The sequence below is a fragment of the Phenylobacterium sp. genome, assembly GCF_041919955.1.
Lineage (GTDB): Bacteria > Pseudomonadota > Alphaproteobacteria > Caulobacterales > Caulobacteraceae > Phenylobacterium.
Window position 1 is genome coordinate 54,563 of record NZ_JAYRSU010000008.1, and the last position, 23,140, is coordinate 77,702.

At 69.5% G+C, this 23,140-nt stretch carries 16 protein-coding genes; 5 read left to right on the forward strand and 11 right to left on the reverse strand.

Translation table 11 applies throughout. From position 1 onward, the window contains the following. Positions 1-188 precede the first annotated feature (188 nt). Positions 189-2,504, forward strand: coding sequence for a TonB-dependent receptor (locus ACE3T2_RS09100; RefSeq protein ID WP_374656805.1), 2,316 nt, complete (start codon positions 189-191; stop codon positions 2,502-2,504). Between the two features lie 87 nt (positions 2,505-2,591). Here ACE3T2_RS09100 and ACE3T2_RS09105 read toward each other — a convergent pair whose 3' ends face one another. The 5 genes from ACE3T2_RS09105 to ACE3T2_RS09125 all read right to left on the reverse strand — a co-directional run bounded on the left by ACE3T2_RS09105 (position 2,592) and on the right by ACE3T2_RS09125 (position 9,098). Then, positions 2,592-4,286: an arylsulfatase gene (locus ACE3T2_RS09105; protein WP_374656806.1), complete on the reverse strand. Its 1,695-nt coding sequence runs from the start codon at positions 4,284-4,286 to the stop codon at positions 2,592-2,594. Between the two features lie 126 nt (positions 4,287-4,412). Beyond that, a complete protein-coding gene (locus ACE3T2_RS09110; protein ID WP_374656807.1) occupies positions 4,413-5,018 on the reverse strand; it encodes a TetR/AcrR family transcriptional regulator in 606 nt (201 codons plus the stop codon). Positions 5,019-5,115: 97 nt separating this feature from the next. Next, the gene (locus ACE3T2_RS09115) at positions 5,116-6,720 is read right to left on the reverse strand and encodes an acyl-CoA synthetase (RefSeq protein WP_374656808.1); all 1,605 of its coding nucleotides are present in this window, start codon (positions 6,718-6,720) and stop codon (positions 5,116-5,118) included. Positions 6,721-6,780: 60 nt separating this feature from the next. Beyond that, positions 6,781-7,998: an acyl-CoA dehydrogenase family protein gene (locus tag ACE3T2_RS09120; RefSeq protein WP_374656809.1), complete on the reverse strand. Its 1,218-nt coding sequence runs from the start codon at positions 7,996-7,998 to the stop codon at positions 6,781-6,783. A gap of 2 nt (positions 7,999-8,000) precedes the next feature. Beyond that, entirely contained in the window at positions 8,001-9,098 is a 1,098-nt protein-coding gene (locus ACE3T2_RS09125) for an acyl-CoA dehydrogenase family protein (protein WP_374656810.1), read from the reverse strand. A gap of 48 nt (positions 9,099-9,146) precedes the next feature. Here ACE3T2_RS09125 and ACE3T2_RS09130 point away from each other — a divergent pair, with 48 nt between their 5' ends. The 3 genes from ACE3T2_RS09130 to ACE3T2_RS09140 are packed head-to-tail and all read left to right on the forward strand — an operon-like array spanning position 9,147 to position 11,733. Then, complete coding sequence (locus tag ACE3T2_RS09130; RefSeq protein WP_374656811.1) at positions 9,147-9,776, forward strand: TetR/AcrR family transcriptional regulator; 630 nt, start codon at positions 9,147-9,149, stop codon at positions 9,774-9,776. Next, positions 9,773-11,311, forward strand: a complete 1,539-nt coding sequence (locus tag ACE3T2_RS09135) for an acetyl-CoA acetyltransferase (protein WP_374656812.1) — start codon at positions 9,773-9,775, stop codon at positions 11,309-11,311. The genes ACE3T2_RS09130 and ACE3T2_RS09135 overlap by 4 nt, the downstream gene beginning before the upstream one ends. Beyond that, positions 11,311-11,733 (forward strand): PaaI family thioesterase, encoded by a 423-nt coding sequence (locus tag ACE3T2_RS09140; protein ID WP_374656813.1) that lies wholly within the window; start codon positions 11,311-11,313, stop codon positions 11,731-11,733. The genes ACE3T2_RS09135 and ACE3T2_RS09140 overlap by 1 nt, the downstream gene beginning before the upstream one ends. A gap of 6 nt (positions 11,734-11,739) precedes the next feature. Here the strand turns inward: ACE3T2_RS09140 and ACE3T2_RS09145 are convergent, their stop codons facing one another. The 6 genes from ACE3T2_RS09145 to ACE3T2_RS09170 form a co-directional block, all read right to left on the reverse strand. Next, positions 11,740-12,210 carry an RpiB/LacA/LacB family sugar-phosphate isomerase gene (locus ACE3T2_RS09145; protein WP_374656814.1) on the reverse strand — a complete coding sequence of 157 codons (471 nt, stop codon included), beginning with the start codon at positions 12,208-12,210 and terminating at the stop codon, positions 11,740-11,742. Positions 12,211-12,251: 41 nt separating this feature from the next. Continuing rightward, positions 12,252-13,613, reverse strand: a complete 1,362-nt coding sequence (locus tag ACE3T2_RS09150) for a flavin-containing monooxygenase (protein WP_374656815.1) — start codon at positions 13,611-13,613, stop codon at positions 12,252-12,254. A gap of 82 nt (positions 13,614-13,695) precedes the next feature. Further along, positions 13,696-17,058, reverse strand: coding sequence for a glycosyl hydrolase (locus tag ACE3T2_RS09155; RefSeq protein WP_374656816.1), 3,363 nt, complete (start codon positions 17,056-17,058; stop codon positions 13,696-13,698). 20 nt (positions 17,059-17,078) lie between these two features. Next, positions 17,079-18,326, reverse strand: coding sequence for an MFS transporter (locus ACE3T2_RS09160; protein WP_374656817.1), 1,248 nt, complete (start codon positions 18,324-18,326; stop codon positions 17,079-17,081). Between the two features lie 85 nt (positions 18,327-18,411). Then, positions 18,412-19,557 carry an L-lactate dehydrogenase gene (locus ACE3T2_RS09165; RefSeq protein WP_374656818.1) on the reverse strand — a complete coding sequence of 382 codons (1,146 nt, stop codon included), beginning with the start codon at positions 19,555-19,557 and terminating at the stop codon, positions 18,412-18,414. Positions 19,558-19,561: 4 nt separating this feature from the next. Continuing rightward, positions 19,562-20,962 (reverse strand): FGGY-family carbohydrate kinase, encoded by a 1,401-nt coding sequence (locus tag ACE3T2_RS09170; protein WP_374656819.1) that lies wholly within the window; start codon positions 20,960-20,962, stop codon positions 19,562-19,564. Positions 20,963-21,025: 63 nt separating this feature from the next. On the opposite strand from ACE3T2_RS09170, the gene ACE3T2_RS09175 reads away from it, so the two are divergent. After that, positions 21,026-23,131 carry a bifunctional rhamnulose-1-phosphate aldolase/short-chain dehydrogenase gene (locus ACE3T2_RS09175; RefSeq protein ID WP_374656820.1) on the forward strand — a complete coding sequence of 702 codons (2,106 nt, stop codon included), beginning with the start codon at positions 21,026-21,028 and terminating at the stop codon, positions 23,129-23,131. Positions 23,132-23,140: the final 9 nt, after the last annotated feature.

Genomic DNA, 23,140 nt, shown 5'->3' on the forward strand with positions numbered 1-23,140 from the left:
GGTCGATCTAGGGGCGCCGCCCCAGGCGGGCAAGACGCGCCCCTGCGATCGTCCTCGCCGCGCGCCGGGCCCATTTAAGATACTTTCGAGTTGACATATTATCCCCTCCCAAAATAACGCTGTGCGCCACAGCCGGACGCCCACGCGCCCAAGGGCCGCGCAGGGCGCAGATTTCAGGGGGGAATGATATGATCCACACAGCTCTCACGCGCTCGGCCTTGAAGCGCGCGCTGTTCGCCGGCGCGGCCGCGGGCCTCACGCTGGGCGCGGCCTCGGCGGCGGGCGCCCAGGCGGCGGACGACACGACCACGCTCGGCGAGCTGGTCGTCACCGCCCAGAAGCGCTCCGAGCGCCTGCAGGACGTGCCGGTCTCGGTGAACGTCGTCTCTGCCCAGGCCCTGGCCGACAGCCACGTCTCGGGCCTGCAGCAGCTTCAGCAGCTCTCGCCGTCGCTGGGCTTCACCCCCTCGGCCAACACCCGCGGCCAGGGGCTGTCGGTGCGTGGTCTCGGCACGCTCAACTTCTCGGACGGCGTGGAGCCGACTGTTTCGGTCGTGCTGGACGGCGTCGTCATCGGCCGCAGCGCCGGCTCGTTCTTCGACTTCAACGACGTCGAGCGGATCGAGGTGCTGCGCGGGCCGCAGGGCATGCTGTTCGGCAAGAACGCCGCTGCCGGCGTCATCAACATCGTCACCGCCCGCCCCAACCTGACGGAAGTCGAGGCCGACGCCTCGATCAGCTATGCGACCTTCGATGAAGTTCGCGCCAAGGGCTCGGTCTCGGTGCCGATCAAGAGCGGCGAACTGGCCGCACGGATCTCGGGTTTCTACAATGAATCCGAGGGCTTCATCACCAACCGCTTCGACGGCAAGAAATATAACGGCCTCAATTCCTACGGCCTGCGCGGCAAGCTGGTCTGGAGCCCGACCGACAGCTTCGACCTCTACGCCACCCTCGACTACAGCCGCGCCGACCAGGACTGCTGCGTCAGCACGGTGCGGTCGATCCTGCCGACCACCCGTTATCTGGGTCCCACCGGCCCGACCCGCGCCTCGCTCTTCACCGGCGTCAATGTCGGCCCTTTCAGCCGTGAGGCGAACTTCGACGGCCGCGCCTTCAACGACCAGAACACCTGGGGCGCCTCGGTCGAGATGAACAAGGAGTTCGAGGCCTTCACCCTGACCTCGATCACCGCCTACCGGGCCTTCGAGGTCGAGGACAACAACGACGCCGACGGCGGCCGCCTGGCCCTGCTGAACGTCAACAGCGCCCACCAGAAGCAGGACCAGTTCACCCAGGAACTGCGCATCACCTCCCCGACCGGCCAGCGGCTGGAGTACGTGGCGGGCCTGTTCTACTTCGACCAGGACGTCTCCACGACGACCGAGGTGCGCGGCAATTTCGGCCAGGTCCTGCCGGCCGGCGCCTACCTCCAGAATTTCATCGACCGGGCGATCAGCACCCGCAACTACGCCGTCTTCGGCCAGGCGACCTTCAACGTCACCGACGAGCTGAGGCTGATCGGCGGCCTGCGCTACACCAACGAAGAGCTGAAGGCCCGCTTCCTGCGCACCATCCCGACCGGCGCCTTGGGCGCGGTCCCGGGCCTGGGCGGCCCCGCGCTCAACGCCCCGAACCTGCACGCCAAGGACGACGACCTCTCGGGCAAGCTTGGCGTGCAGTACAAGTTCAACAGCGACGTCATGGCCTACGCGACCTACTCGCGCGGCTACAAGGGCCAGGCGATCAACCTGCTGAACAACCTCAGCGCCGCCACCGTGAACTCGGGCCAATACGTCCTCGCGCCCGAGCGGGTGAACAACTACGAGGTCGGCCTGCGCACCACGCCGTTCGACCGCCAGGTGATCTTCAACGTCACGCTGTTCCAGACCGAGATCGAGAACTTCCAGGCTCAGACCTTCGATGCGAACACCACCAGCTTCGCCCTGGCCAACGCCGGCAAGCTGCGCTCGCGCGGGGTCGAGCTGGAGACCCAGTACCGCCCCAACCAGGCCTTCCAGTTCTCGGGCAACGTCGCCTATGCCGACACCCGCGTCGAAGGCTTCGCCCCGGCCTGCTACCCCGGCCAGACGGCGGCGCTCGGCTGCGTGGGCGGGCGCCAGGAGGTCACCGGCAGCGCCCTGACCAATGCGCCCATGTGGTCCTACACCCTGGCCGCCAGCTACAACCGCGCGCTGGAATCCATCCCGTTCGACCTGACGGCCGACCTCTCCTACAGCTACCGCTCGTCGGTGTTCTTCACCTTCCGCGACCCCAACACCGTCCAGCCCGGCTACGGCCTGCTGAACCTGAACGTCGGGCTGAAGAGCCAGGACGGCCGCTACGGCGTCACCGTCTTCGCGCGCAACCTGCTGGACGAGCAGTTCGTCTCGGGCATCGGCACCGGCTTCCTGGACACCAACGCCACCGGCGCCGGCTACACCCAGAGCATGACCGTCGACGCGTTCCGCCGGGTCGGCGTCGAGGCCCGTATGCACTTCTGACGCAAAAAGGCCGGCTCGCACCACGGCGAGCCGGCTTTCACGATCTTCCCCCTCGGGCGCTGCGCAGGCCGCGCCCTTCTTTTTTGCCTACTCGTCGAAGTAGCGGGCGAAGCGGCAGAGCAGGTCCGAGGGCTGGGCCAGCGGGCCTGAGCCATAGCGCTCCCACTCCTGCGCCCACAGCCGTTGAAGCCGCGCCAGCACCTGCGGATGGCGCTGCGCCAGGTCGACCGTCTCGGCGTAGTCGACCTCGGTGTTGTAGAGTTCCCAGCGGTCGGCCTCGAACGGCGTTCCGCACTTGTGCATGGCCACCGCGCGCCAGCCGCCGTCGGTGATCGCCCGATTGCCGCGCAGCTCGAAGTATTGGGTGGTGCGGGCCGGAGCCCGCGGATTGGCGAAGCTCGCCCCGAACGAACGGCCGGCCACCGGCAACTGGCGCTCGCCATCGACGACTTCGGCGAACCTCGCGCCCGCCGCCTCCAGCAGGGTCGGGCCGATGTCGATGACGTCGACATATTGGCTGCGGACGGCGCCGCCATCCTTGATCCTCGCCGGCCAGCTGACGATCAGCGGCGTGCGCACCCCGCCCAGATAGGGCCATAGCTTATAGCGGCGGAAGGGCGTCACGCCGGCCATGGCCCACGGCCGCGGATAGGCCGCCTGGGTTTGCGCCGTGCCGAGTTCGGCCAGCCGGGCGCGTTGCTTGGCGGGCGCCAGGGTGTTGGGCCGGTAGAGCCCGTTGAACTCGCCCGCTTGCCCGGCCTCCGAAGCCGCGCCGTTGTCGGAGAAGAGGACGACGAGGGTGTCGTCGTCGAGGATGTCGAGCAGCCGTCCGACCTGCTCGTCGGCGTGTTGCATGAAGCCCGCATAGACTTCCATATAGCGGGTGAAGACCGCCTTTTCGTCCTCACTCAGCGCGGTCCAGGGACGGTCGCCCTCGTTAGGGGGCGGCAGGGCGGTGTCGGCGGGGATCACGCCCAGCTCTTTCATCCGCGCGAAGCGCTGGCGGCGGATCTCGTCCCAGCCCTTGTCGTAGACCCCGGCATAGGCGTCGGCGTAGCGGGCCGGAACCTGCAGCGGCGCATGCGCGACGCCCAGCGCCAGGTGCAGGAAGAACGGCTGGTCGGGCGCCTTGCGGCGATGTTCGCCGACCAGAGCGATCGCCTTGTCCGCCAAGTCGCTGGACAGGTGATAGTCGGCCGGCAGCGTCGGGCGGATGTAGCCGTTGTTCTCGACCAGATCGGGTCTGTACTGGTCCGTCCAGCCGCGCGCGAAGCCGTAGAAATAGTCGAAGCCGCGTTGCAGCGGCCAGTCGCCGCGCTCGGCGTCCGCGCCCAACTGCTCCTTGGGGATCAGGTGCCACTTGCCGACGATCCAGTTGGCGTAGCCGGCGCCCTTCAGAGCCTGGGCGAAGGTCTGGGCGTTGTGCGGGATGTGGAAGGCGTTCTTCGGGAACGAGCCTGCCGGGGCGACCATGCCGAGGTCGGGGACGTCGGGCATGTTCACCGTGTGGCCGTTGCGACCGGTGAACATCGCCGCCCGGGTGGTCGAGCACACCGCCTTGGTGTCGAAGCGGTTGTAGCGCAGGCCTCTGGCGGCCAGGCGATCCATGTTCGGCGTGCGGATCTCCGAGCCGAAGCATCCGAGATCTGAGAAACCCACGTCGTCCAGCACTATGGTGACGATGTTCGGCCGCTTGGCCGCCTTGCGCGGCGCGGCCGTGGCCGCCCGAGCCAATGCGGTGGACGCCAACAGCGAGGTGAGCAGGACGCGGCGGTGGATCATGGCGGGCTCCTGGATACGATCCGCCCGCCGAGGCTGCGAGCGGGGCCTCGTGCAGACGGCCAGCGCCGCCCTCCACCGCAGGTTTCGGCCTGCGCGACTATTATGTCAACTCTATAGCATCGTAATTCAACGCGCGCCGGGCGGGGCCAGCAGGCTCTGGATCAGCGTCCGCAGCTCCTCGTCGCTGACGGGCCAGTTCAGCGAAAGGAAGTTGCGCGCGATGCCGTTCAGGACATTTAGGATCACCGGCGCCGGCAGCGCCGGCGGCGGCTCCATTCGCGCCAGCGCCTCGGCCAGCGCGCCGGAGTTGCGACCGCGGCGGAACCGCGAGCCGGCTGTCATCGCGGCGCCGATCTCCGTGTTCACCCGGCCCTCCGTCTGCAACGCCACCGAACAGGCGCCGAGTTGGGGATGGGTGTAGAGCTCGATGAGCTTGTGGGCGAAGACCTCCAGGTCCGCCGCGGGCGCGCCGGTGTCCTTGAACTCGGCGTCGTTCCAGACTTCGAGGAAGGCTTCGACCACACAGGCCGTCGGGGTCTCCCAGCGGCGATAGAAGCTGGCCTTGGTGACGCCCGCCTCGGCGCAGACCCGCTCCAGGGTCATGCCTGAGAACCCGTGCCGGGCCAGCACCGACAGGGCGGCGGCCTTGATCCGCCCTTCGAGCGCAGTGTCACGCGGGCGGCCGCGCCCACGCCGCGCCGGCTCGGCCGTCTTGGCCTCGGTCGAACTCATGACCTTGGATATCTCCCGCACCGAATCCGCGCCGGCCAGGCGGGGCCGGCGCACGCCTCCAGAGGCCCCTCCTGCCCAGCTCCGTCAACCCCTGCGCCTAGGCCAGCTGCGCCTCGACGCTGGCGCGGGCGGCGGGATAGTCGGCCTTGCCGTTCGCCGCGCGCAGGTTGCGGTCGGCGATGACGATGCGCTTGGGAGTCTTGTAGCCGGCCAGGGTCTTGCGCACGTGGGCGCGCAAGGCCTCCTCGTCCAGCGCCGCGCCCTCGGCCAGGCGCACCACGCCAGTGACCGCCTGCCCCCACTTCTCGTCGGGCAGGCCGATGACCAGGGCGTCCTCGACGCTGGGGTGGGTCTTCAGCGCCTCCTCGACCTCTTCGGGAAAGACCTTCTCGCCGGCGGTGTTGATGCAGGCGCTGCCGCGGCCCAGCAGGGTCAGCGAGCCGTCCGGCTCGACCACGCACCAGTCGCCAGGGATCGAGTAGCGCACGCCGCCGATGGTGCGGAAGGTGCGCGCGGTCTTCTCCTCGTCCTTGTAGTAGCCGAGCGGATTGGGCGGGCCGATGGCGACGATCCCGGGCACGCCCGAGCCGGGCTCCACCGGCCGGTCCTGCTCGTCGAACACCTTGCACCGCTCGCCCAGCATGAACTTGGCGGTCTGCACCTCCATGCCCTTGGCCATCAGCGACACGCCCATGCCCAGCGCCTCGGACGAGGAGAAGGCGTCCGACAGCACCGCCTGCGGCATGTGCTCCAGCATCCCCTGCTTGACCTCGTAGGACCACATGACCCCCGACGAGACGATCATCTTCACCGACGAGACGTCCCAGCGGCCCGGATGCGCATTCAGGGCGTTGAGGATCGGGGTGGCGAAGGAGTCGCCGACGATCACCAGGGTGTCGGGCTGGTTTCGGTCGATGGCGGCCAGCAGTTCCTCAGCCTCGAACTTCACGCCTTCGAGCGTGATGACCGTGCCGCCGCCCAGCATGGCGTTCATGCCGGTGAGCAGGCCGGTGCCGTGCATCAGCGGCGGGGCGGGCAGGACGCGTCCCTGCGGCCCGACGGCCTTAACGTGCTCGGCCAGGGCCTCGAGCGTCTCCGGCACCGAGCCCATCTTGCGGGCCGCCGCCAGGGTGATCTCGCGCAGGTCGTGATGCGTCCACATCACGCCCTTGGGCATGCCGGTGGTGCCGCCGGTATAGATGAAGAACTCGTCCTCGCCCGACCGCTCAATGCCGAGCGGCGAACCGTCGCCCTCCGCCGCCAGGTCCTCGAACCGCTCGGCGAAGTCGGCGACCTGACCGTCGTTGCTGACCTCAACCCAGGTCTTCACCTTGGGCAGGCGCGGGCGGATCTGCTCGATCGCATCGCGGAACTCCGAGGCGTAGACCACCGTCTGGGCGTCGGAATTGTCGAAGATGTACCAGACCTCTTCGGGGGTGTAGCGGTAGTTGACGTTGACGTGGGTCAGCCGCGCCTTCCAGCCGGCCGCGACCGACATGAGGTATTCGGGCCGGTTGCGCATGTAGATCGCGATCTTGTCGCGAGGTCGCGCGCCGCGGGCGATCAGGGCGCGGGCCAGGTTGTTGGTCGCCGCCCTCGCCTCTCCCAGTGTGATGATCCGCTCGCCGTGGATGAAGGCCGGATGATCCTGGGGCAGGACCGGCTCCACGGCGTCGAGAATGTCTCCGAAATTCCAGGGCATCGCTCACCTCCCGTCCGCGCCCCGGTCTTCGCCGGGTGCGCGTGTGACTGACCTGGGATGCTATCGACCATTCCTGACGTCGCGGAAGGGAATATCTCTGTCGACTTCCGGCTCCTTGGGCAGACCCAGGACCCGCTCGCCGATGATGTTGCGCTGGATCTGGTCTGTGCCGCCCCCGATCGAGGTGAAGTAAGCGTTGAGCGCCAGGAAGTTGGCGTCCTCGGCCCGTGGGTGATCGGGACCTTCCAACAGGCTGCCCGCGCCCAGGATCGCTGCGCGCACCCGCGCCTCCTCGTGCAGGATGCGGCTCATGGCCAGCTTGCCAAGGCTCATCACCGGCGAGGAACTGCCCTGGGCCAGGTCGGCCTTGGCGCGGGCCGTGTTGAGGGCGTTCAGCCGCTTGTAGGCGATGACCTGGGCGATGTCCTGCCGCAGCAGCGGGTCCTCCAGGCGCCCCGCCTCGCGCGCCAGCGCAATCAGCGGTTCCTCGGTCTTCGATTCCGCCGCGCCGCTGCGCGGCCCTCGCGCGCCCTCGCCCATCACCGAGCGCTCGTAGGCCAGCGCGGTCTGCAGCACCCCCCAGCCCTCGCCCAGGTTCTTGAGCAGGTTCTCCTCGGGGACGACCGCCTCGGTGATGAACACCTCGTTGAAGTGGCGCTCGTCGGTAATCTGCCGCAGCGGCCGCACCTCGACCCCCGGCTGCTTCATCGGCAGGAAGAAGAAGCTGATGCCCTTGTGCTTGGGAACGTCCCAATCGGTGCGCGCGATCAGCATGCCGTAGTCGGCGGTGGCCGCGCCGGACGTCCACACCTTTTGGCCCGTCACCACGAAGTGGTCGCCCTGGCGGTCGGCCCGCGTGCGGATGCCGGCCAGGTCCGATCCCGCGCCCGGCTCGGAATAGAGGAGGCACATGCCGACCTCCTGGCGCAGCAGCGGCAGGATCAGCTTCTGCTTCAGCGCCTCGGTCCCGCAGGCCAGCAGGGTGTTGGCCCAAAGGTTTGTCCGATCCTGGCCCGTACCCGGCGCGCCGACGGCGGCGAATTCGCGCTCGATGATCTTGGCCTGGGCGTTGGAAAGCCCGCGCCCCGACCATTCCGGCGACCAGCGCGGAACCGCCCAGCGCGCCTCGACCACCTTGGCCATCCAGGCCTTCTGCTCGGCCGAGACGGTCCAGCCGGCCCCCTCGCCGCCGCTGCGCTTGGGCAGCCCTTTCCAGTTGTCGGCCAGCCAGGCGCGGACCTCGTCGCGCAGGGCCTCGTCGGTGACGGTCTCCACCATGGTCAGGCTCCCAGCGCCTTAAGGAAACGTTCGCGGTGCAGGTTCGAGGCGCCGAACAGCTGCGCCCCCGAGCGGGCCCGCCGCAGATAGAGGTGGGCGGGGTGCTCCCAGGTGAAGGCGATGCCGCCGTGCATCTGCACCGCGTCGGCCGTGGTCCGCACATAGGCGTCGGCGCAGGCGAAGGCGGCCAGGGCGACGGCGGCCTCGGCGTCCGGGGCGGCGTCGGCCAGCTTGGCCGCGGCGTTGCGCGCCGCCGAGATCGCGCTCTCGCTCTCAAGCAGCAGGTCGGCGGCCATGTGCTTGATCGCCTGGAACGAGCCGATGGCGCGGCCGAACTGGAAGCGGGTCTTGGCGTAGTCGACGGTGAACGCCAGGCACCGCTGGGCGCCGCCGGCTTGGTCTCCGGCCAGGGCGACCAGAGCCAGGTCGAGCGCGGCCTGCACCGCCGGCCAGGCCGCGCCCTGCAGCCGCCGCGCGGGCGTCTCCTCGAAGGTGATCCGCGCCAGCCGCAGGGTGTGGTCGAAGGTCGGAAGGGCCGCGATCTCTACGCCGGCCGCATCGGGCGCGACCTCGAAGACCGCCAGGCCGTCCGGCGCATGGGCCAGCACCAGCAGCACGCCGGCGTTCTGGCCGTGGAGGACATAGCTCGCAAGGCCGCTGAGCGCGCCCCCGGCCGAGGCGCTCACCGCCACGCCCTCGGGCGACCAGCTTCCGGCGTCGCCGGTCAGGGCGGCGGCGGCCAGGGTGGTCCCGGCGGCCATGCCCGGCAGCAGCCGCGCCTTGGCCTCGGCGTCGTCCAACCCCTGGAGCAGCCCGGCCGCCAGCACGCTGGAGCCCAGCAGGGGCGCGCAGAGCAGGCTGGCGCCGGCCGCCTCCATGACGTTTTCCAGCTCCAGCGGCCCGGCCCCCGCGCCGCCATAGGCCTCTTCGATCACCAGGCCGGCGACCCCCATGTCCGAAAGCTGGGCCCACAACGCCTCGTCGTAGCCACTAGCGGTCTCCATCGTCCGGCGGACATCCGCCTCGGTGCTGCGGTCGGCGAGCAGACGGGTGACCGCATCCCTCAGCGCCGTACGTTCCTCTGCCGACAGGCTCGCCACGTCGCGCTCTCCTTGATTATCGGACGGCTTCCGTCTAAAAATATGCACATGGCGGATGTGATCGCAAGCAGGAGCGCCGGCCGGGGCCGGCCGCGCGATCCGGGACTGGAAGACCGCGTCTTCGACGCCGCCATCGCCCTCTATGCCGAGGCGGGCTGGGCCGGCTTTTCCTTCGAGGCCCTTGCCAGGCGCTCGGGCGTCGGCAAGGCTGGGCTCTATCGCCGCTGGAGCGACCGCCAGGAGCTGCTGCGCCAGACGCTGGAGGCCCGCTGGCTGGCCCCGGCTAGGATCGAGACCGGCGCCCTGCGCGGCGACCTGCTGGCCCTGGCCCGCCAGGTCTTCGCCGCCTATGCCGGCGAAAACGCCCGCGTCGCTCGCTGGATGGCGATGGACGGCGAGCGTCATCCCGAGGTCCGCAGCGCCACCGCCCCCTATGTCGAGACGACCATTCGCCAGGGCCGCGCCATCGTGCGGCGCGCCATCGCCCGTGGCGAGATCGCCGGCGGGACCAATCCGGGCCTGCTGATGGACCTGGTGGTCGGCGGCGTGATCAATCACGTGGCCACCACCCCCTTGCGTTTACGCGGCGCGATGGTCGCAAAGATGGACGCCTTCACCACCGACCTGGTCGACACGGCGCTGAGAGGGATCGGCGCCGCCCCGAGCGAGGACAGATGAGCATCAGCGACAACACTCCCGTCATCATCGGCGTCGGCGAGGCCTCAGAGCGGATCGGCGCGCCCGGCTACGCCGCGCTGTCGCCGGCCGCCCTCGCGGCCGGCGCCGCCAAGGCCGCTATCGAGGACGCCGGGGCCGGCGACATCGCCGGCCAGATCGACGTCATCGCCGCCATCCGTCAATTCGAGGTCTCCGGCCCCGGCGCCAAGCCGCCGTTCGGCGCCGCCGACAACTTCCCCCGCTCGGTCGCCGCCCGCATCGGGGCTGATCCGCGCCATGCGATCCTGGAGATCGTCGGCGGCCAGGGGCCACAGCACCTGGTGAACGAGTTCGCCCACGCCATCGCCGCCGGCGAGACCCGCATGGCGCTGATGGTCGGTTCCGAGGCGATCTCCACCGTTCGCCACCTGGCGACCCAGGGCGAGAGCCGCGATTGGAGCGAGGCGATCGGCGGTCAGCTTGAGGACCGCGGCTACGGACTGGAAGGGCTGCTGACCTCCGACCTTGCCGGCCACGGCGCGCGCACGCCGATCTCGGTCTACGCCCTGTTCGAGAACGCCCGCCGCGCACGCATGGGCAAGGATCGGGCGAGCTACGGCCTGGAGATGGGCGAGTTGTTCGCCCCCTTCACCAAGGTCGCTCACGGAAACCCCCACGCCATGAGCCAGGAGGTCTACACGCCCGAGGAGCTGGCGACCGTAACCGGCCCCAACCGCCTGACCAGCGATCCCTTCCCCCGCCGGATGGTTGCGCGCGACCAGGCGAACCAGGGCGCGGCAGTGCTGATGACCTCGGCCGGAAAGGCGCGCGAACTGGGCGTGCCCGAGGATCGCTGGATCTATCTTTGGGGCGGGGCGGACGTGAAAGAGCGCACGCCCGTCCAGCGACAGGACCTGTCGAAGAGCCCGGCCTCGACCGCCGCCGTCCAGCGCGCCCTGGACGCGGCGGGCGTGCGTCTTTCCGACATCGGCGTCTTCGACCTCTATTCCTGCTTTCCGATCGCGGTGTTCAACATCTGCGACGCCCTGGGCCTCTCGCCGACCGATCCGCGCGGTCTGACGGTGACCGGCGGCCTGCCGTTCTTCGGCGGCGCAGGGAACAACTACTCCATGCACGCCATCGCCGAGATGGTCCGCCGCCTGCGCGCAAAGCCGGATACGGTGGGTCTGGTCGGCGCCAACGGCGGCTTCCTGTCGAAATATTCCGTGGGCGTCTATTCGGCCAAGGCCCGCGACTTCGCACCGTTCGATTCCAAGCCGCTGCAGGCCGAAGTTGATAGCTGGGCGGCGCCGGCTCTCGACCAGGCCTATTCCGGCGAGGCGGCGGTAGAGACCTACACCATCGACTATGCCGGCCCCGCCCCGCGCGGGGTGGTGGTCGCCCGCACGCCCGCCGGCGCCCGGATCATCGCCATGACGCCGCCCGACGACGCCGCGGTGGTCGGCGAAATGATCGCGACCGACCCGCTGGGCCGCCGCGCCATCCTGGCTCCCGGCGAGGGCGGCAAGGTGCTGGTGACGGGGCTCGCGGGCTGATGGACGCGACCGTGCAGGACCTGAACAAGACCCTCGGCTTCGTGCGCCGCGTCTCCATGGATCCGGAAGGCCGCGCCGTCATCGAATACGAGGCCGGCATGCACATGTGCCACTCGGGCGGCGTGGTGCAGGGCGGCTTCGTCACCGGCTGGATCGACGCGGCGATGGCGCATGCGGCCATGGCCATGGCCGGCCCGGACGTCACCCCGATGTCGCTGGAGCTGAAGGTCAGCTTCTTCGCGCCGGCCAGACCCGGCCGGGTGATCGCCGAGGCCTGGGTCGAGCGGCGGGGCAAGCGCACCTGCTTCTTCGAAGGCCGTTTGCTGGACGGCGAGGGCAAGGTGCTGGCCAAGGCCAGCTCCACCCTGATGTTGGCCGCCCGCGACCGCGTCGAAGCGGCGGCGAAGGCCGCAGCGCAGTAGGCGACCCTAGAGCGCTGAAATGTCGAGTCGGGCCAACCGAGCCCGGCGTTCGGCGTAACGGTCACCGAGCGCCGCAGTGCTCAGGAACGTGGCGAGGATGCGCTCGGCCACGGCGGGCTCGGTGACGTCGGCGCCCAGCACCAGCACGTTGGCGTCGCCATGCTCGCGAGCGGGGGCGGCTTCCTCCAGCGTGTGCAGCAGCGTGGCGCGGACGAAGGGGAAACGGTTGGCGGTGATCGCCATCATCTGCCCGCTTCCGCAGATCCCCACGGCGAAGTCCGACCGGCCGGCCTTCAGCTCGGCCGCCAAGCGCAGCGCATAGTCCATGGCGTTGACTCGCTCGCCTTCGCTGTCGGCCCCGCAGTCGGTCACCCCATAGCCGTTGGCGGCCAGCCAGGCCTTCAGCCGCGCCTTCAGGGCGACTCCACGATGGTCGGTCGCAATGGCGATCGGCTTGTCGGTCAGCTTGCGGATCATGGCGCGACCGTAGCGTCCCCGCCGGCCTTCCGCCATCGGCGTTAGGGGGTGGGCTGGGACGCGGCCCGCGCCTCGACGGACGGTGCGAAACCAACGGCGCGGGCGCGGGCCTCGCCGCGAGCCATCTCCTTCACAAGATCGGCGACATAGAGGTTGAAGTCGACCTGAATGGTGTGCCGCTTGGCCTGGTAGTAGTGCCCCATATGCAGGGCCTCGTCCTTGCCGATCACCTCGCTCATCTCGGCGACTGGCGGCGGACGATAGCGGCCGGTCAGGTATGCGGCGGCCAGCTTGGACTGCTGCTCGGCGAAGTTCACCAGGGTCGGCAGGGGCTGGGCCAGCCCCATGTAGAACAGGTTCGGCACGCCGGGCTTCATCATCCGCTTGAACAGCGGCAGACGGTGGTCGGCGTCGGGGACCAGCTCGGGGTCGTCCAGGAACGGAAAGCGCATGTCGTAGCCGGTGGCGAAGACGATGACGTCGACCGGCTCGACGCTGCCGTCGGCGAAGCGGACCTGGCGCCCCTCCAGCCGCGCGATCGCCGGCTTGAACTTTACGTCGCCGCAGCCTGCCCGGGTCAGGAACTCGCCGGAGACCGAAGGGTGGGCCTCCAGCGGCTCGTGGTCGGGACGCGGCAGGCCGTAGTCCTCCATTCGGCCGATGGCCTTCTTGATCGCCCCCCGCGCCAGGGCCAGGCCCAGCTTGCGCGGCATCCAGGACGGCAAGGCCGCCTTATCCGCCGGACGGCCGTGCATGTATTTCGGCAGCACCCAGACGCCGCGCCGGGCCGAGACCCACAATGTCTTGGCGATCGGCCGCTGGGCGAGCTCGGAGGCGATGTCCATCGCCGAATTGCCCATGCCCACCACGACGACGTTCTTGCCGCGCATGTCGACGGGGTCGAACGGGTCGCGATAGGCGTGGCTGTGGAACGCCGTCCCGTCGAACTCGCCGTCATAGGCGGGGATGCGCGGGCTCCAATGGTGGCCGTTGCAGACGAAGAGCACGTCGTAGAGCCGGGTCTCACCGGTCGAGAGCCGCACCCGCCACAAGCCGTCCTGCGTGCGGCTGGCGTGTTCGACGGCGGTGTTGAAGGTGATGGTCGGCCTCAGGCCGAAATGCTCGACATAGTCCTTGAAGTACTGAAGCAGCTGGGCGTGATGCGGGAAGTCGGGCCAGTCCTGGGGAACCGGAAAGTCCTCGAAGGCCAGCCGCCATTTCGAGGTGTCGATATGCAGGCTCTCGTAACAGGCCGAGAGGCCGTTCGGATTGCGGTAGTACCAGTTGCCGCCGATGTCGTCCGACAGCTCGAAGCAGTCGTAGGCGATGCCGTGGTCCTTCAGCCGCTTGGCGGTCGTGAAGCCCGAGCACCCCGCGCCGATGATGCAGGCCTTGAGCGCCACCTCGCCTCTCCCTTCAGGTCGGTCCGGAGGGAGAGGCTAGTCCGGCGCCACGCGCGGCGCCTAGCATGTCGTCGCGGAAGGCTCAGCCGCGGCGCAGCAGCCTGACCGGGCCGATCAGGCCCGACGGACGTAGCGGCGCGTCGGGCCGGTAGGTCGGGGTGGCGACGAAGGCGACCTTCTGCGCGCCGGGCTGGACGTCGCCGATCAGGCGGTTGGCCCAGACGTTGGCCACGCGGATTTCCAGACTGTTGCGGCCGCGCTTGACCGCCGAGGTGACCTCGATCCGATGCGGCAGGCGCCAGCTCGTGCCGACCAGCTTGCCGTTGACCACCACGTCCGCCAGGTCGCCGACCTGGCCCAGGTCGAGCCAGATGCCGCCGCCGGTCTGCGCCAGGTCGAAGTCGCGGCGATAGGTCGAGACGCCGGAGAAGTAGCGGACGCCGGGGTCCGCGTTCCTGGACAGCGACTCCAGCCGTTCCAGCTTCAAGCTGGCCGGCGCGCCGCGCCCCTCCTCGAAGGTCACCGCCCAGCCGCCGCCGAGATCGGCCAGCTCCTGGTCGGCGGCATCCGGGATCGCATGGCTGGCTTGGGTCGAAGGCTCGCGGAACACTATGAAGACCGCGTCGTCCGGGTCGAGCTTCAGGTCGACCACCGTGCGCCCAGCTTCGGTGCGATAGGCGACGTCCTCGACCGCGCCGGTGTCGGCGCGCCACAGCACCGGGCGATGACCCGTGACGCGGAAGGCGACGCTGACCGGCTCGGCCCGCGCCTGGCGGTTGCTGACGAAGTAGACCTCGCCGTCGGCCAGCTTGCGGTGCACGAACATCAGCTTGGCGTCGGCCGCGCCCTTCACGACCTCGAAGTCGCGGACCAGGCCGAGTTGGACGAGGGCGGCGTTGAGGTCGCGGGTGGCGATCACCCGGCCCCTGCCGACCTGGCCTCCTGCTGCGCCCCAGAGGCCATCGGCCGCCTGCGCGACGGCGCGCGGATCGTCGGTCAGGCTGGGCGAGGCGCTTGGCCGTTCGCCCACCAGGGTCGCGCCGTCCTTCACCAGCTGGGTCAGTCGCTGCAGCACCGCCAGGGTCAGCTTCTGGCTGGCCCCGCCGAGATAGAGCACTCGATAGCTCATGCCGGTCGGCGTCGTCAGCGCCCCATCCTTCACGCTCAGATGGTTCTGGAGCACGTCTGGGTTCACGAAGTCGTAGCCGAAGCCTGCCGGTTCGTGGGGAATGGCGCGGTCGATGAAGAGGCCCGTGAGCGGCGCCTCCTCGCCGTAGAAATAGGCGACGTCGGCGTGGAAGCGGCCCTGCTGCAGCATGAAGGCGCTGCGCGACAGGTAGTCGACCCAGGGCTTGGCCTGGCCGGCCCAGGTGTCGTGCCGGTTGAAGTACTGGCCGAAGACCGCCAGCGAGAGGCCCGGCTTCTTTTCGACAGGTTGGTGGACGGAGGTATGGATAACCGGCCGATTGACCCCTAGCGCGAACTGCAGGTCGACGTTCGACTTGAGGTCTGCGGGCGCGAAAGCCCAGGGCGAAGACCCCGCCGTCAGCGACTCCGCGCCGACGATGTTCTGGCCGTAGATGTGGGCGACCGAGGCCGCGCCGCGCAGGTCGGCGATGTAAGGGAACCGCGGCCCGTCCTCGCGCCGGTAGGTCCACATCGCGCCCATCGGCACGTCCGCGTGGCGGCGCATGGCCATGTCGTCGCCCAGCGACGGGCGGCCGAACTCGAGGGCCTCGGCGTAATGGACCATGCCGCGCGCATGGGCGCTCTCGGCGATCTGGCCGTAGTGATGCTCGGCCAACAGGTCGCCGATCGTGCGGCGGAAGTCGAAGAGGAAGGCGTCGCTGCGCGCTGCGTTCTCGACGATCACGCCGGTCAGGACCGGCAGCCAGGGAACCGGATCGTAGCCGCGCAGGCGGCGAAACTGGGCGACCATGTCGCCCGTCCAGTTCATCGGCCCGACCTCGATGCTGTCGTTGAGCAAAGCCTTCAGGCCGCGCTTGCCGATCAAGTCCTTGCCGGTCGTGGCTTCGAAGGTGTCGAGATAGGTCTCGATATAGGCCTTCACTGCGGCGCGATCGAGCTTGTCCACTTCCAGCCCGGTCGCCTCGGGCGTCGCGGGATGGTTCTGCTTGCCGGTCAGCGACCAGCCGAAGCGGAGCACCTTCCAGCGGCCCTTCGGCGGGGTCCAGTCGAGCCTTCCGTCCGGGCTCATCTTGCCGGTGAGGTCGATGACGGTCCCTGCCGCTACGGGGCGCTCGGCGACCCCGGCCGGGGTCTCCAGCGCGTAGTAGTCGGGCGCCACGCCAAAGCCTGCCTTCATCTCGGCGGCGTGGACCCGCGCGGCCTCGAACAGGGCGAAATGGCTGACCCCGATGGTCGCCGGCGTCCTGGACGCATCGAAGGTCGAAAGGATCACCGCCCCCGGCACGCTGCCGAGCCGCTCCAGCCCCGGGATCCAGCCATAGGCGTCGAAACGGATCCGGAAGCTTCGCGCCGTGACGGGCGGAAAGCTGATCGTGCGGCGCGCGACGCCGGCCTCGGGGAAGCTCGCCGCCGGCCGGAAGGTCACTCCATCATCGCTGGCCTCCAGGTGCGCGGCGAGCAGGCTCGCGGAACTGATCTTCAGTCCGAGGGTGGCCGCGCTGATCGTCCGCGGTCGATCGTAGTCGACCCGCAGCCAAGCCGCCGCGTCCTTCGTGGCGGCCGGCAGATCGACCGTGGTGGCGTGGCGCCCGTCGCTGAGCACGGCCGCATCCACCGCCCCGGCGCTGGAACTCAGCCTGCCCTGGGCCGGCTCGCCGCCCTCCGGCGCCGGATAGGCTACGACCAGGGTGTCGGCGTAGAACTGTGGCGTCGGCTTGCCGGTGTCGGCGGCGATGGCGTCCTTCGGCGCCGGCGCGTCCTGGAAGTAGCCAGTGGTGCTGGGCGGCGCGGCCAGCACGCCGTCGAAGCGCCTTCCGCCCTCGACGAGGGTCTCGCTCCAGACGAACTTCTTGATGCCCTCCTCGGGCGTCACCCACGGCCCGCCGGTCTCGCTCCAGCCGGCCGACGAGGCGATGGCCAGCTCCAGCCCCAGCTGGTCGGAGAGTTCGGCCGCGTAGCGGAAGGCGTCCTTCCATTCCGGCGTCATGTAGCTGAGGCGCTTTTCCACCACCTGCGGGGTGAAGAGCTGGGCGTCGAAGTTCTGCAGGCCCCCTATCCCGACACCGTGCATCCATTCGAGGTCGCGCTTGATGCCCTCCTTGGTGACGTTGCCGTTCATCCAGTGCCACCAGACGCGCGGGCGTGCGGCGTTGGGCGGATTGAGGAAGGCCTCGCGCAAGGGATCGGGCGCCATCGTGGAAGCTCCTCTGCTCTCGGCTGCGGCCGGCGCGGCGGCGTAGGCGAACGCTGCGCCAGCCATCATCAGCGCGCTGCGGCGCGTCGGGGACGAACTCAAATCAAATCCTCCGTGCGAAATCAGGGCCGCGCGTGGCGGGCGCCGAAACCGCCATAGAGCGCCACGGCTGCGAAGCTGATCGCCGGCAGCAGGAAGGCGGCCGGGACGCCGTAGGACTCGGCCATCAGCCCCATTGGATAGGGCAGCAGCACGCCGCCGCCGATCGCCATGACCATCATCGAGGCGCCCTGCTTGGTGGCCGCGCCCAGCCCCGCGATCCCCAGGGTGAAGATCGTCGCGAACATCGCGCCCATGAAGAAGAACGTGCCGATCAGGGCCACCGCCGAGACCTTCTCGATCCCTGCGGCCACCACCAGGCAGAGGACGAGGTTGATCAGGCCGTAGAGGGTCAGGATGGTCCGCGGCGCGACCTTCAGCAGCAGCGCGGTGGTGGCGAAACGGCCCGCCAGATAACCCGCCGTGGCGATGGAGAGCATGAACGCTCCGCCGCGCGAAGACAGCCCCGGCCAAGTCTCGGTGACAAGGTTGATGAAGAAGGCGCCAATCCCGACCTGGGCGCCGATGTAGAGGGCCTGGGTGACGACGCCGAGCACGAAGTGGCGATGCGCCCAGACGCTGCCGACGGCCCCGTCGGACGCGCCGTCGTCGTGGTCGGACAAAGCCGGGTCGCCCTGCTCGGGCAGCCGGGCGCGCCAGACCAGGAGCGCGAACAGCAGCACCGCCACGGCGATGACGAGATAGGTCGCCTGGACCGCGCCCTGATCGCTGGCGCCCTCGCTCTTCTCGGCGAAGAACAGGAAGCCGCCGATCAGCGGGCCGCAGAACACGCCGAGCGCATTGAAGGACTGGGCGAGATTGAGGCGGCGCGGCGCGTGCTCGGCCGGACCGAGCACGGCCACATAGGTGTCGGCGGCCGTCTCCAGCACGCAGAGCCCCGCCGCCAGCACGAACATCGAGCCGACGAAATAGGTGAAGCCGCCGGCCTGGGCGGCAGGAATGAAGAGCAGCGCGCCGAAGGCGGTGACCAGCAGCCCGGCGATGATGCCAATCTTGTAGCCGGCCCGCTGCAGCAGCATGCCGGCCGGGACGCTGAGCAGCAGGTAGGCCCCGAAATAGGCGATCTGCAGCCAGGTCGACTGCGCCTTGCCAACGTTCAGCGTCTCCTGGAAGTGCTTGTTGAGGACGTCCAGCAGGCCGTAGGCCAGGCCCCAGATCGAGAAGCAGGCGATGGCGATCGCCAGCGGCCCACGCAGCGAAAGCGACGGCGCAGCGACCCTTTCCGATGCGATGCGTGTCTCGAACGCCATACCGAACCTCCCCATGCCGCGCTTGCCGCGTGTCTTGCGGGCAGACTGCCCGTGATTGTTAGTGAACGCAAATGATTAGTTTCAATCAATCCGATGGCGAGATCGCATGCCGCAGATCGGAGAGCCGAGTGGAACCGGTCAGCGCCATAGCCACCTTCATCTCCGTGCCGATCAGGTCGATGACGTGCCGTACGCCCGCCTCACCGCGCGCAGCGAGAGCGTAGGCCCAGGCGCGGCCCAGCAGCACGCCGTCGGCGCCGAGGGCCAACATTCGCGCCACGTCGAGGCCCGAGCGCACGCCGCCGTCGGCGAGGACGGTCAGGCGGCCCGCCACCGCCCGGGCGACCTGCGGAAGGGCGCTGGCTGTGGAGACGACGCCATCGAGTTGGCGCCCGCCATGGTTCGAAACGACGATGGCGTCGGCGCCGAGATCGGCGGCGGCCACAGCGTCGCGCGGATCGAGCACGCCCTTCAGGATCAGCGGCCCGGTCCAGCGCTCGCGCACCCAGGCCAGGTCCTTCCAGGTGACGCCGGGATCGAAGTTGTCGCGCATCCAGGCGAAGAAGTCCTCGAGCCCGCTGCGCGGCCCCAGGATCGGCGCGACATTGCCCAGGCTGTGCGGACCGCCGCGCAGGCCGACGTCATAGGCCCAGCCCGGCCGTATCATGGCCTGGGCGGCGCGGCGCAGGGCGCCCGCCATCCCGCCGGCGCCGGCAAGGCCCGAGCGGTAGTCGCGATAGCGGGTTCCCGGCACCGGCATGTCGACGGTGAAGACCAGGTGCGTGCAGCCGGCCGCCTGCGCCTGGTCCAGCAGGTCGCGCATGAAGGCGCGGTCTCGGATCATGTAGAGCTGGAACCAGAAAGGCTTCTCAACCCCGGCCCGCACCTCGGCGATCGAGCAAGCCGACACGGTCGAGAGGCAGAACGGCACGCCCGCGGCCTCCGCCGCCCGGGCGGCCTGAACCTCGCCGCGCCGGGCGTTCATGCCGGCCAGGCCGATGGGACCAAGCGCAATCGGCAGCGGCTGGCGCTGCCCCAGCAGCTCGCTTGACAGGTCGATCTGCGAGACGTCGCACAGGACCCGCTGGCCAAGCGTCACCGCCCGCAGGTCGGCGAGGTTCCGCGCCAAGGTCGTCTCGTCATACGAGCCTCCGTCGATGTACTCGAACAGGAAGGGCGGCAGGCGGCGGCGGGCGAGCGCCCGATAGTCCGAGATCGAGACTGGCTTCATAGGATCAGACGCAAAGGCCGGCGCGCCACGCGCGCGCATAGCTGTCGAGAGCGAACGGAAGCGGCGCGACCGCGACCAGGGGCGAAGGCGGCGGCAGGTCCGGCGCGATCAGGCGCAGGGCGCCGTAGGGCACGTCGTCGTGCGCGTTGGAGACATAGACCTTCTGTCCGCCGCGCAGAGCCGCCAGAGCGCGCACGAACACCTCATGCTCGGCGAAACGTCCCTCGACCAGCAGCCGCCCGCGCGACCCGATCAGGTCGAGGGCCTCACTAGCCATGAGCGCGAGGTAGAGTTCCATGGCCGCCCGCCGCTGACGCTCGTCGTCCGGCCGCCGGTCCCAACGGCCCACATCCTCAGGGAACGGGCCGACGCCGGGGGCGAAGGTGGGGTAGAGCGCAGCGCCTGCCTCGAGCACCAGCCGGGCGCTCTCCAGGTCGGCGGCCTGGGGGCCGATATCGGCCGCCTGGCAAATGACTTCGGCCTCGCGCCCGCCCATGAACCGGGCGGACAGCGTCGGGCGGCCGAAGGCGTCGACATTGACCAGACAGTCGCGGCGCGGATCGAGCGCCGTGCGCTCTGCGGCCTGCTCGCCGGTCGAGCGCAGCGCCACGAACCATGTGCCGGTGGAGAGCACGGTGGCGTCCTCGGCGGCGATCTCGGCATGACCGCGGGCAGCCAGCAGCGCCGCGTTGCTGTCGTGCAGGCCGCACAGCACCTGGCAGTCGGCGGACAGTCCCAGCGCCGTCCACTCCGCAGTAACAGGCCCCAGCACCGCCCCGGCGCGGCGCAGCGGCGGCAGACGCCGCGCCCATCCAGCGTCCTGCGCCAGGGCGCTGGGCGCGCCGTCCCACGGACGCCACAGGTCGCTGTGGCAGCCCAGGCTCGTCACCTCGCTGGCGGTCACGCCGCTGAAACGCCACGCCCAGTATTGCGGCCAGGGCAGGATGGCGAGATCGTCGGGCCAGGGTCCGGTCAGGGTTTCGAGGCGATGCAGCTGGAAGCCGAGGTTCAAGCCCACGGGGAGGGCCGGCGACCCGGTCGCTTCGAAGGCGTCGCGCCGCGCGAGATAGGCCGCCCGTTCCTCCTCTCCGCCCTCGTCCTCATAGTCCATCGGCGGCGCGAAGAGCCTGCCGCCAGCGACAAGAGCCGCCGCCGCGCCGTGTCCGACCGGCACGATCGCCCGTACGTGCGCGATCCTGGCGAAGTCAGCCAGCACCGGCGCCATCCAGGCCTCGATGCCCGCGGCGTCGAGCGCGCGGTAACCGGCGCCTTCGATGATCTCGTTTTCCCGGACATGACGCGCAAGGCAGCGCCCGGCGCGATCCCAAAGCGTCAGCTTCGCGTTGGTCTTGCCGATATCCAGCACCACGGTGCAGCCGTCTTCCACGTCGCCCCCATCGATCAATTTTGACTGCTTTTTATCGAAAATGATTGATTGTTGAAAGAGGGAAGGTTAGCCTTCGCTATCATGTCGAGCCTCACCGCCCCAAAATCCGCCCTGCTCTTCCAAATCCCCGCCTCGCGCTGGTCGGACGCGGACGCCGCGTCGAAGTCGCCGGAAGAGCTGCTGCTCTATCGCTCCAATCTGCTGGGGTCCGACCTCACCGTCACCAACTTCGGCGGCGGCAACACCTCGGCCAAGCTGAAGGGCGCGGACCCGCTGACCGGTGAGACCGTCGAGGTTCTGTGGGTCAAGGGCTCTGGCGGCGACATCGGCTCGATGAAACTGGACGGCTTCTCGACCCTCTATCTCGACCGGCTGCTGGGGCTTGAGAAGCTCTATCGCGGCCTGGAGTTCGAGGACGAAATGGTCGGCTACCTGCCGCACTGCACCTTCGCCCTGAATCCGCGAGCAGCCTCGATCGATACGCCGCTGCACGCCTACCTGCCCTTCGCCCATGTCGACCATGTGCACCCGGATGCGATCATCGCGCTGGCGGCGGCCTGCGGCGGCGAGGCGGCGACGCAGGAGATCTTCGGCGGCAAGGTCGGCTGGCTGCCCTGGAAGCGGCCGGGCTTCGATCTGGGCCTGCAGTTGCGGGACTATGTGGCCGCCAATCCGGGCCTGCGCGGGGTGATGCTGGCCGGGCACGGGATCATCTGCTGGGCCGACACATCCAAGGCTTGCTACGAGAACACCATCGACCTGATCGCCAAGGCCGCGGACTACCTCAATGCGCGTCTGGCCAAGGCCCCAGCCTTCGGCGGCAAGGCGCTCGCCCCCCTGCCGGCCGAGATTCGCGCCAGGACCGCGGCGGCGCTCATGCCGCGGCTGCGCGGCCTGATGACCGGCGAACGCCCGAAGGTCGGCCATTTCAGCGACGACGCCGAAACCCTGGAATTCGTCGGCTCGCGCGACTTCGCGCGGCTGGCCGGCGTCGGCACCTCGTGCCCCGACCACTTCCTGCGCACCAAGATCGCCCCGCTGGTGCTCGATCCGGCGCGGATCGACGACGGCGACTATCTGGCTCAGGCGCTGGCCGACTATCGCGAGGGTTATGCCGCCTACTATGGCCGCAACGCCGGCCCCGCCGATCCCAAGATGCGCGACGCCAATCCGGTGGTCGTGCTGCTGCCCGGCGTCGGCCGCTTCACCTTCGCCGCAGACAAGGCTACCGCCCGCATCGCCGGGGAGTTCTACGCCAACGCGATCAACGTGATGCGGGGCGCCGAGGTGATCGGCGGCTATGTGGGCCTGCCCGAGGGCGAGGCCTTCGCCATCGAGTATTGGGCGCTGGAGGAAGCCAAGCTGCAGCGGATGCCCAAGCCGAAGCCCCTCGTCGGCAAGATCGCGCTGGTGACCGGCGCAGCCGGCGCCATCGGGGCCGCAGTGGCCGTACGCCTGCTGGCCGACGGCGCGTGCGTCTTCCTGACCGACATCAGCGCCGACGCCCTGGAGGAGCGCCGCGCGGACCTCGCCGCGCGCTTCGGCAAGGACCATGTCCGCGCCGGCGCCTGCGACGTCACCAATGAGGATCAGGTCGCCGGCGCCTTCGAGAGCGCGGCGCGCGAGTTCGGCGGCCTCGACATCGTCGTCGCCAATGCGGGCCTGGCCTCCTCCGCCCCCATCGAGGAGACCAGCGTCGCCCTGTGGCGCAAGAACTACGACGTGCTGGCCGAGGGCTATTTCCTGACCAGCCGGGCCGCCTTCCCGCTGATGAAAGCCCAGGGCGGCGGTTCGATCGTCTTCATCGGGTCTAAGAACGCGCTGGCCGCCACGCCCAACGCCTCGGCCTATGCGTCGGCCAAGGCCGCCTCGCTGCACCTGGCCCGTTGCCTGGCCCTGGAAGGCGCCGAGCACGGCATCCGGGTCAATGTGGTCAACCCCGACGCGGTGATCCGCGGCTCGCGCATCTGGGACGGCGACTGGCGCAAGGAACGCGCCGGCGCTTACGGCATCGACCCGGGGGAGGAGTTGGAAGAGTTCTATCGCAAACGTTCGATGCTGAAGCGCAGCGTGCTTCCAGATGACATCGCCGAGGCGGTCTGGTTCTTCGCGGGCGAAGCCTCGGCCAAGTCGACCGGCAACATCATCAACGTGGACGCGGGCAACGCCCAGGCGTTCACCCGCTAAGCGACGGAG

Coding starts and splice junctions, on each gene's coding strand:
- ACE3T2_RS09135 (WP_374656812.1), top strand. CDS start 9,773: ATGAGCATCAGCGACAACACTCCCGTCATCATCGGCGTCGGCGAGGCC.
- ACE3T2_RS09160 (WP_374656817.1), bottom strand. CDS start 18,326: ATGGCGTTCGAGACACGCATCGCATCGGAAAGGGTCGCTGCGCCGTCG.
- ACE3T2_RS09115 (WP_374656808.1), bottom strand. CDS start 6,720: ATGCCCTGGAATTTCGGAGACATTCTCGACGCCGTGGAGCCGGTCCTG.
- ACE3T2_RS09130 (WP_374656811.1), top strand. CDS start 9,147: ATGGCGGATGTGATCGCAAGCAGGAGCGCCGGCCGGGGCCGGCCGCGC.
- ACE3T2_RS09110 (WP_374656807.1), bottom strand. CDS start 5,018: ATGAGTTCGACCGAGGCCAAGACGGCCGAGCCGGCGCGGCGTGGGCGC.
- ACE3T2_RS09165 (WP_374656818.1), bottom strand. CDS start 19,557: ATGAAGCCAGTCTCGATCTCGGACTATCGGGCGCTCGCCCGCCGCCGC.
- ACE3T2_RS09145 (WP_374656814.1), bottom strand. CDS start 12,210: ATGATCCGCAAGCTGACCGACAAGCCGATCGCCATTGCGACCGACCAT.
- ACE3T2_RS09175 (WP_374656820.1), top strand. CDS start 21,026: ATGTCGAGCCTCACCGCCCCAAAATCCGCCCTGCTCTTCCAAATCCCC.
- ACE3T2_RS09140 (WP_374656813.1), top strand. CDS start 11,311: ATGGACGCGACCGTGCAGGACCTGAACAAGACCCTCGGCTTCGTGCGC.
- ACE3T2_RS09100 (WP_374656805.1), top strand. CDS start 189: ATGATCCACACAGCTCTCACGCGCTCGGCCTTGAAGCGCGCGCTGTTC.
- ACE3T2_RS09120 (WP_374656809.1), bottom strand. CDS start 7,998: ATGGTGGAGACCGTCACCGACGAGGCCCTGCGCGACGAGGTCCGCGCC.
- ACE3T2_RS09105 (WP_374656806.1), bottom strand. CDS start 4,286: ATGATCCACCGCCGCGTCCTGCTCACCTCGCTGTTGGCGTCCACCGCA.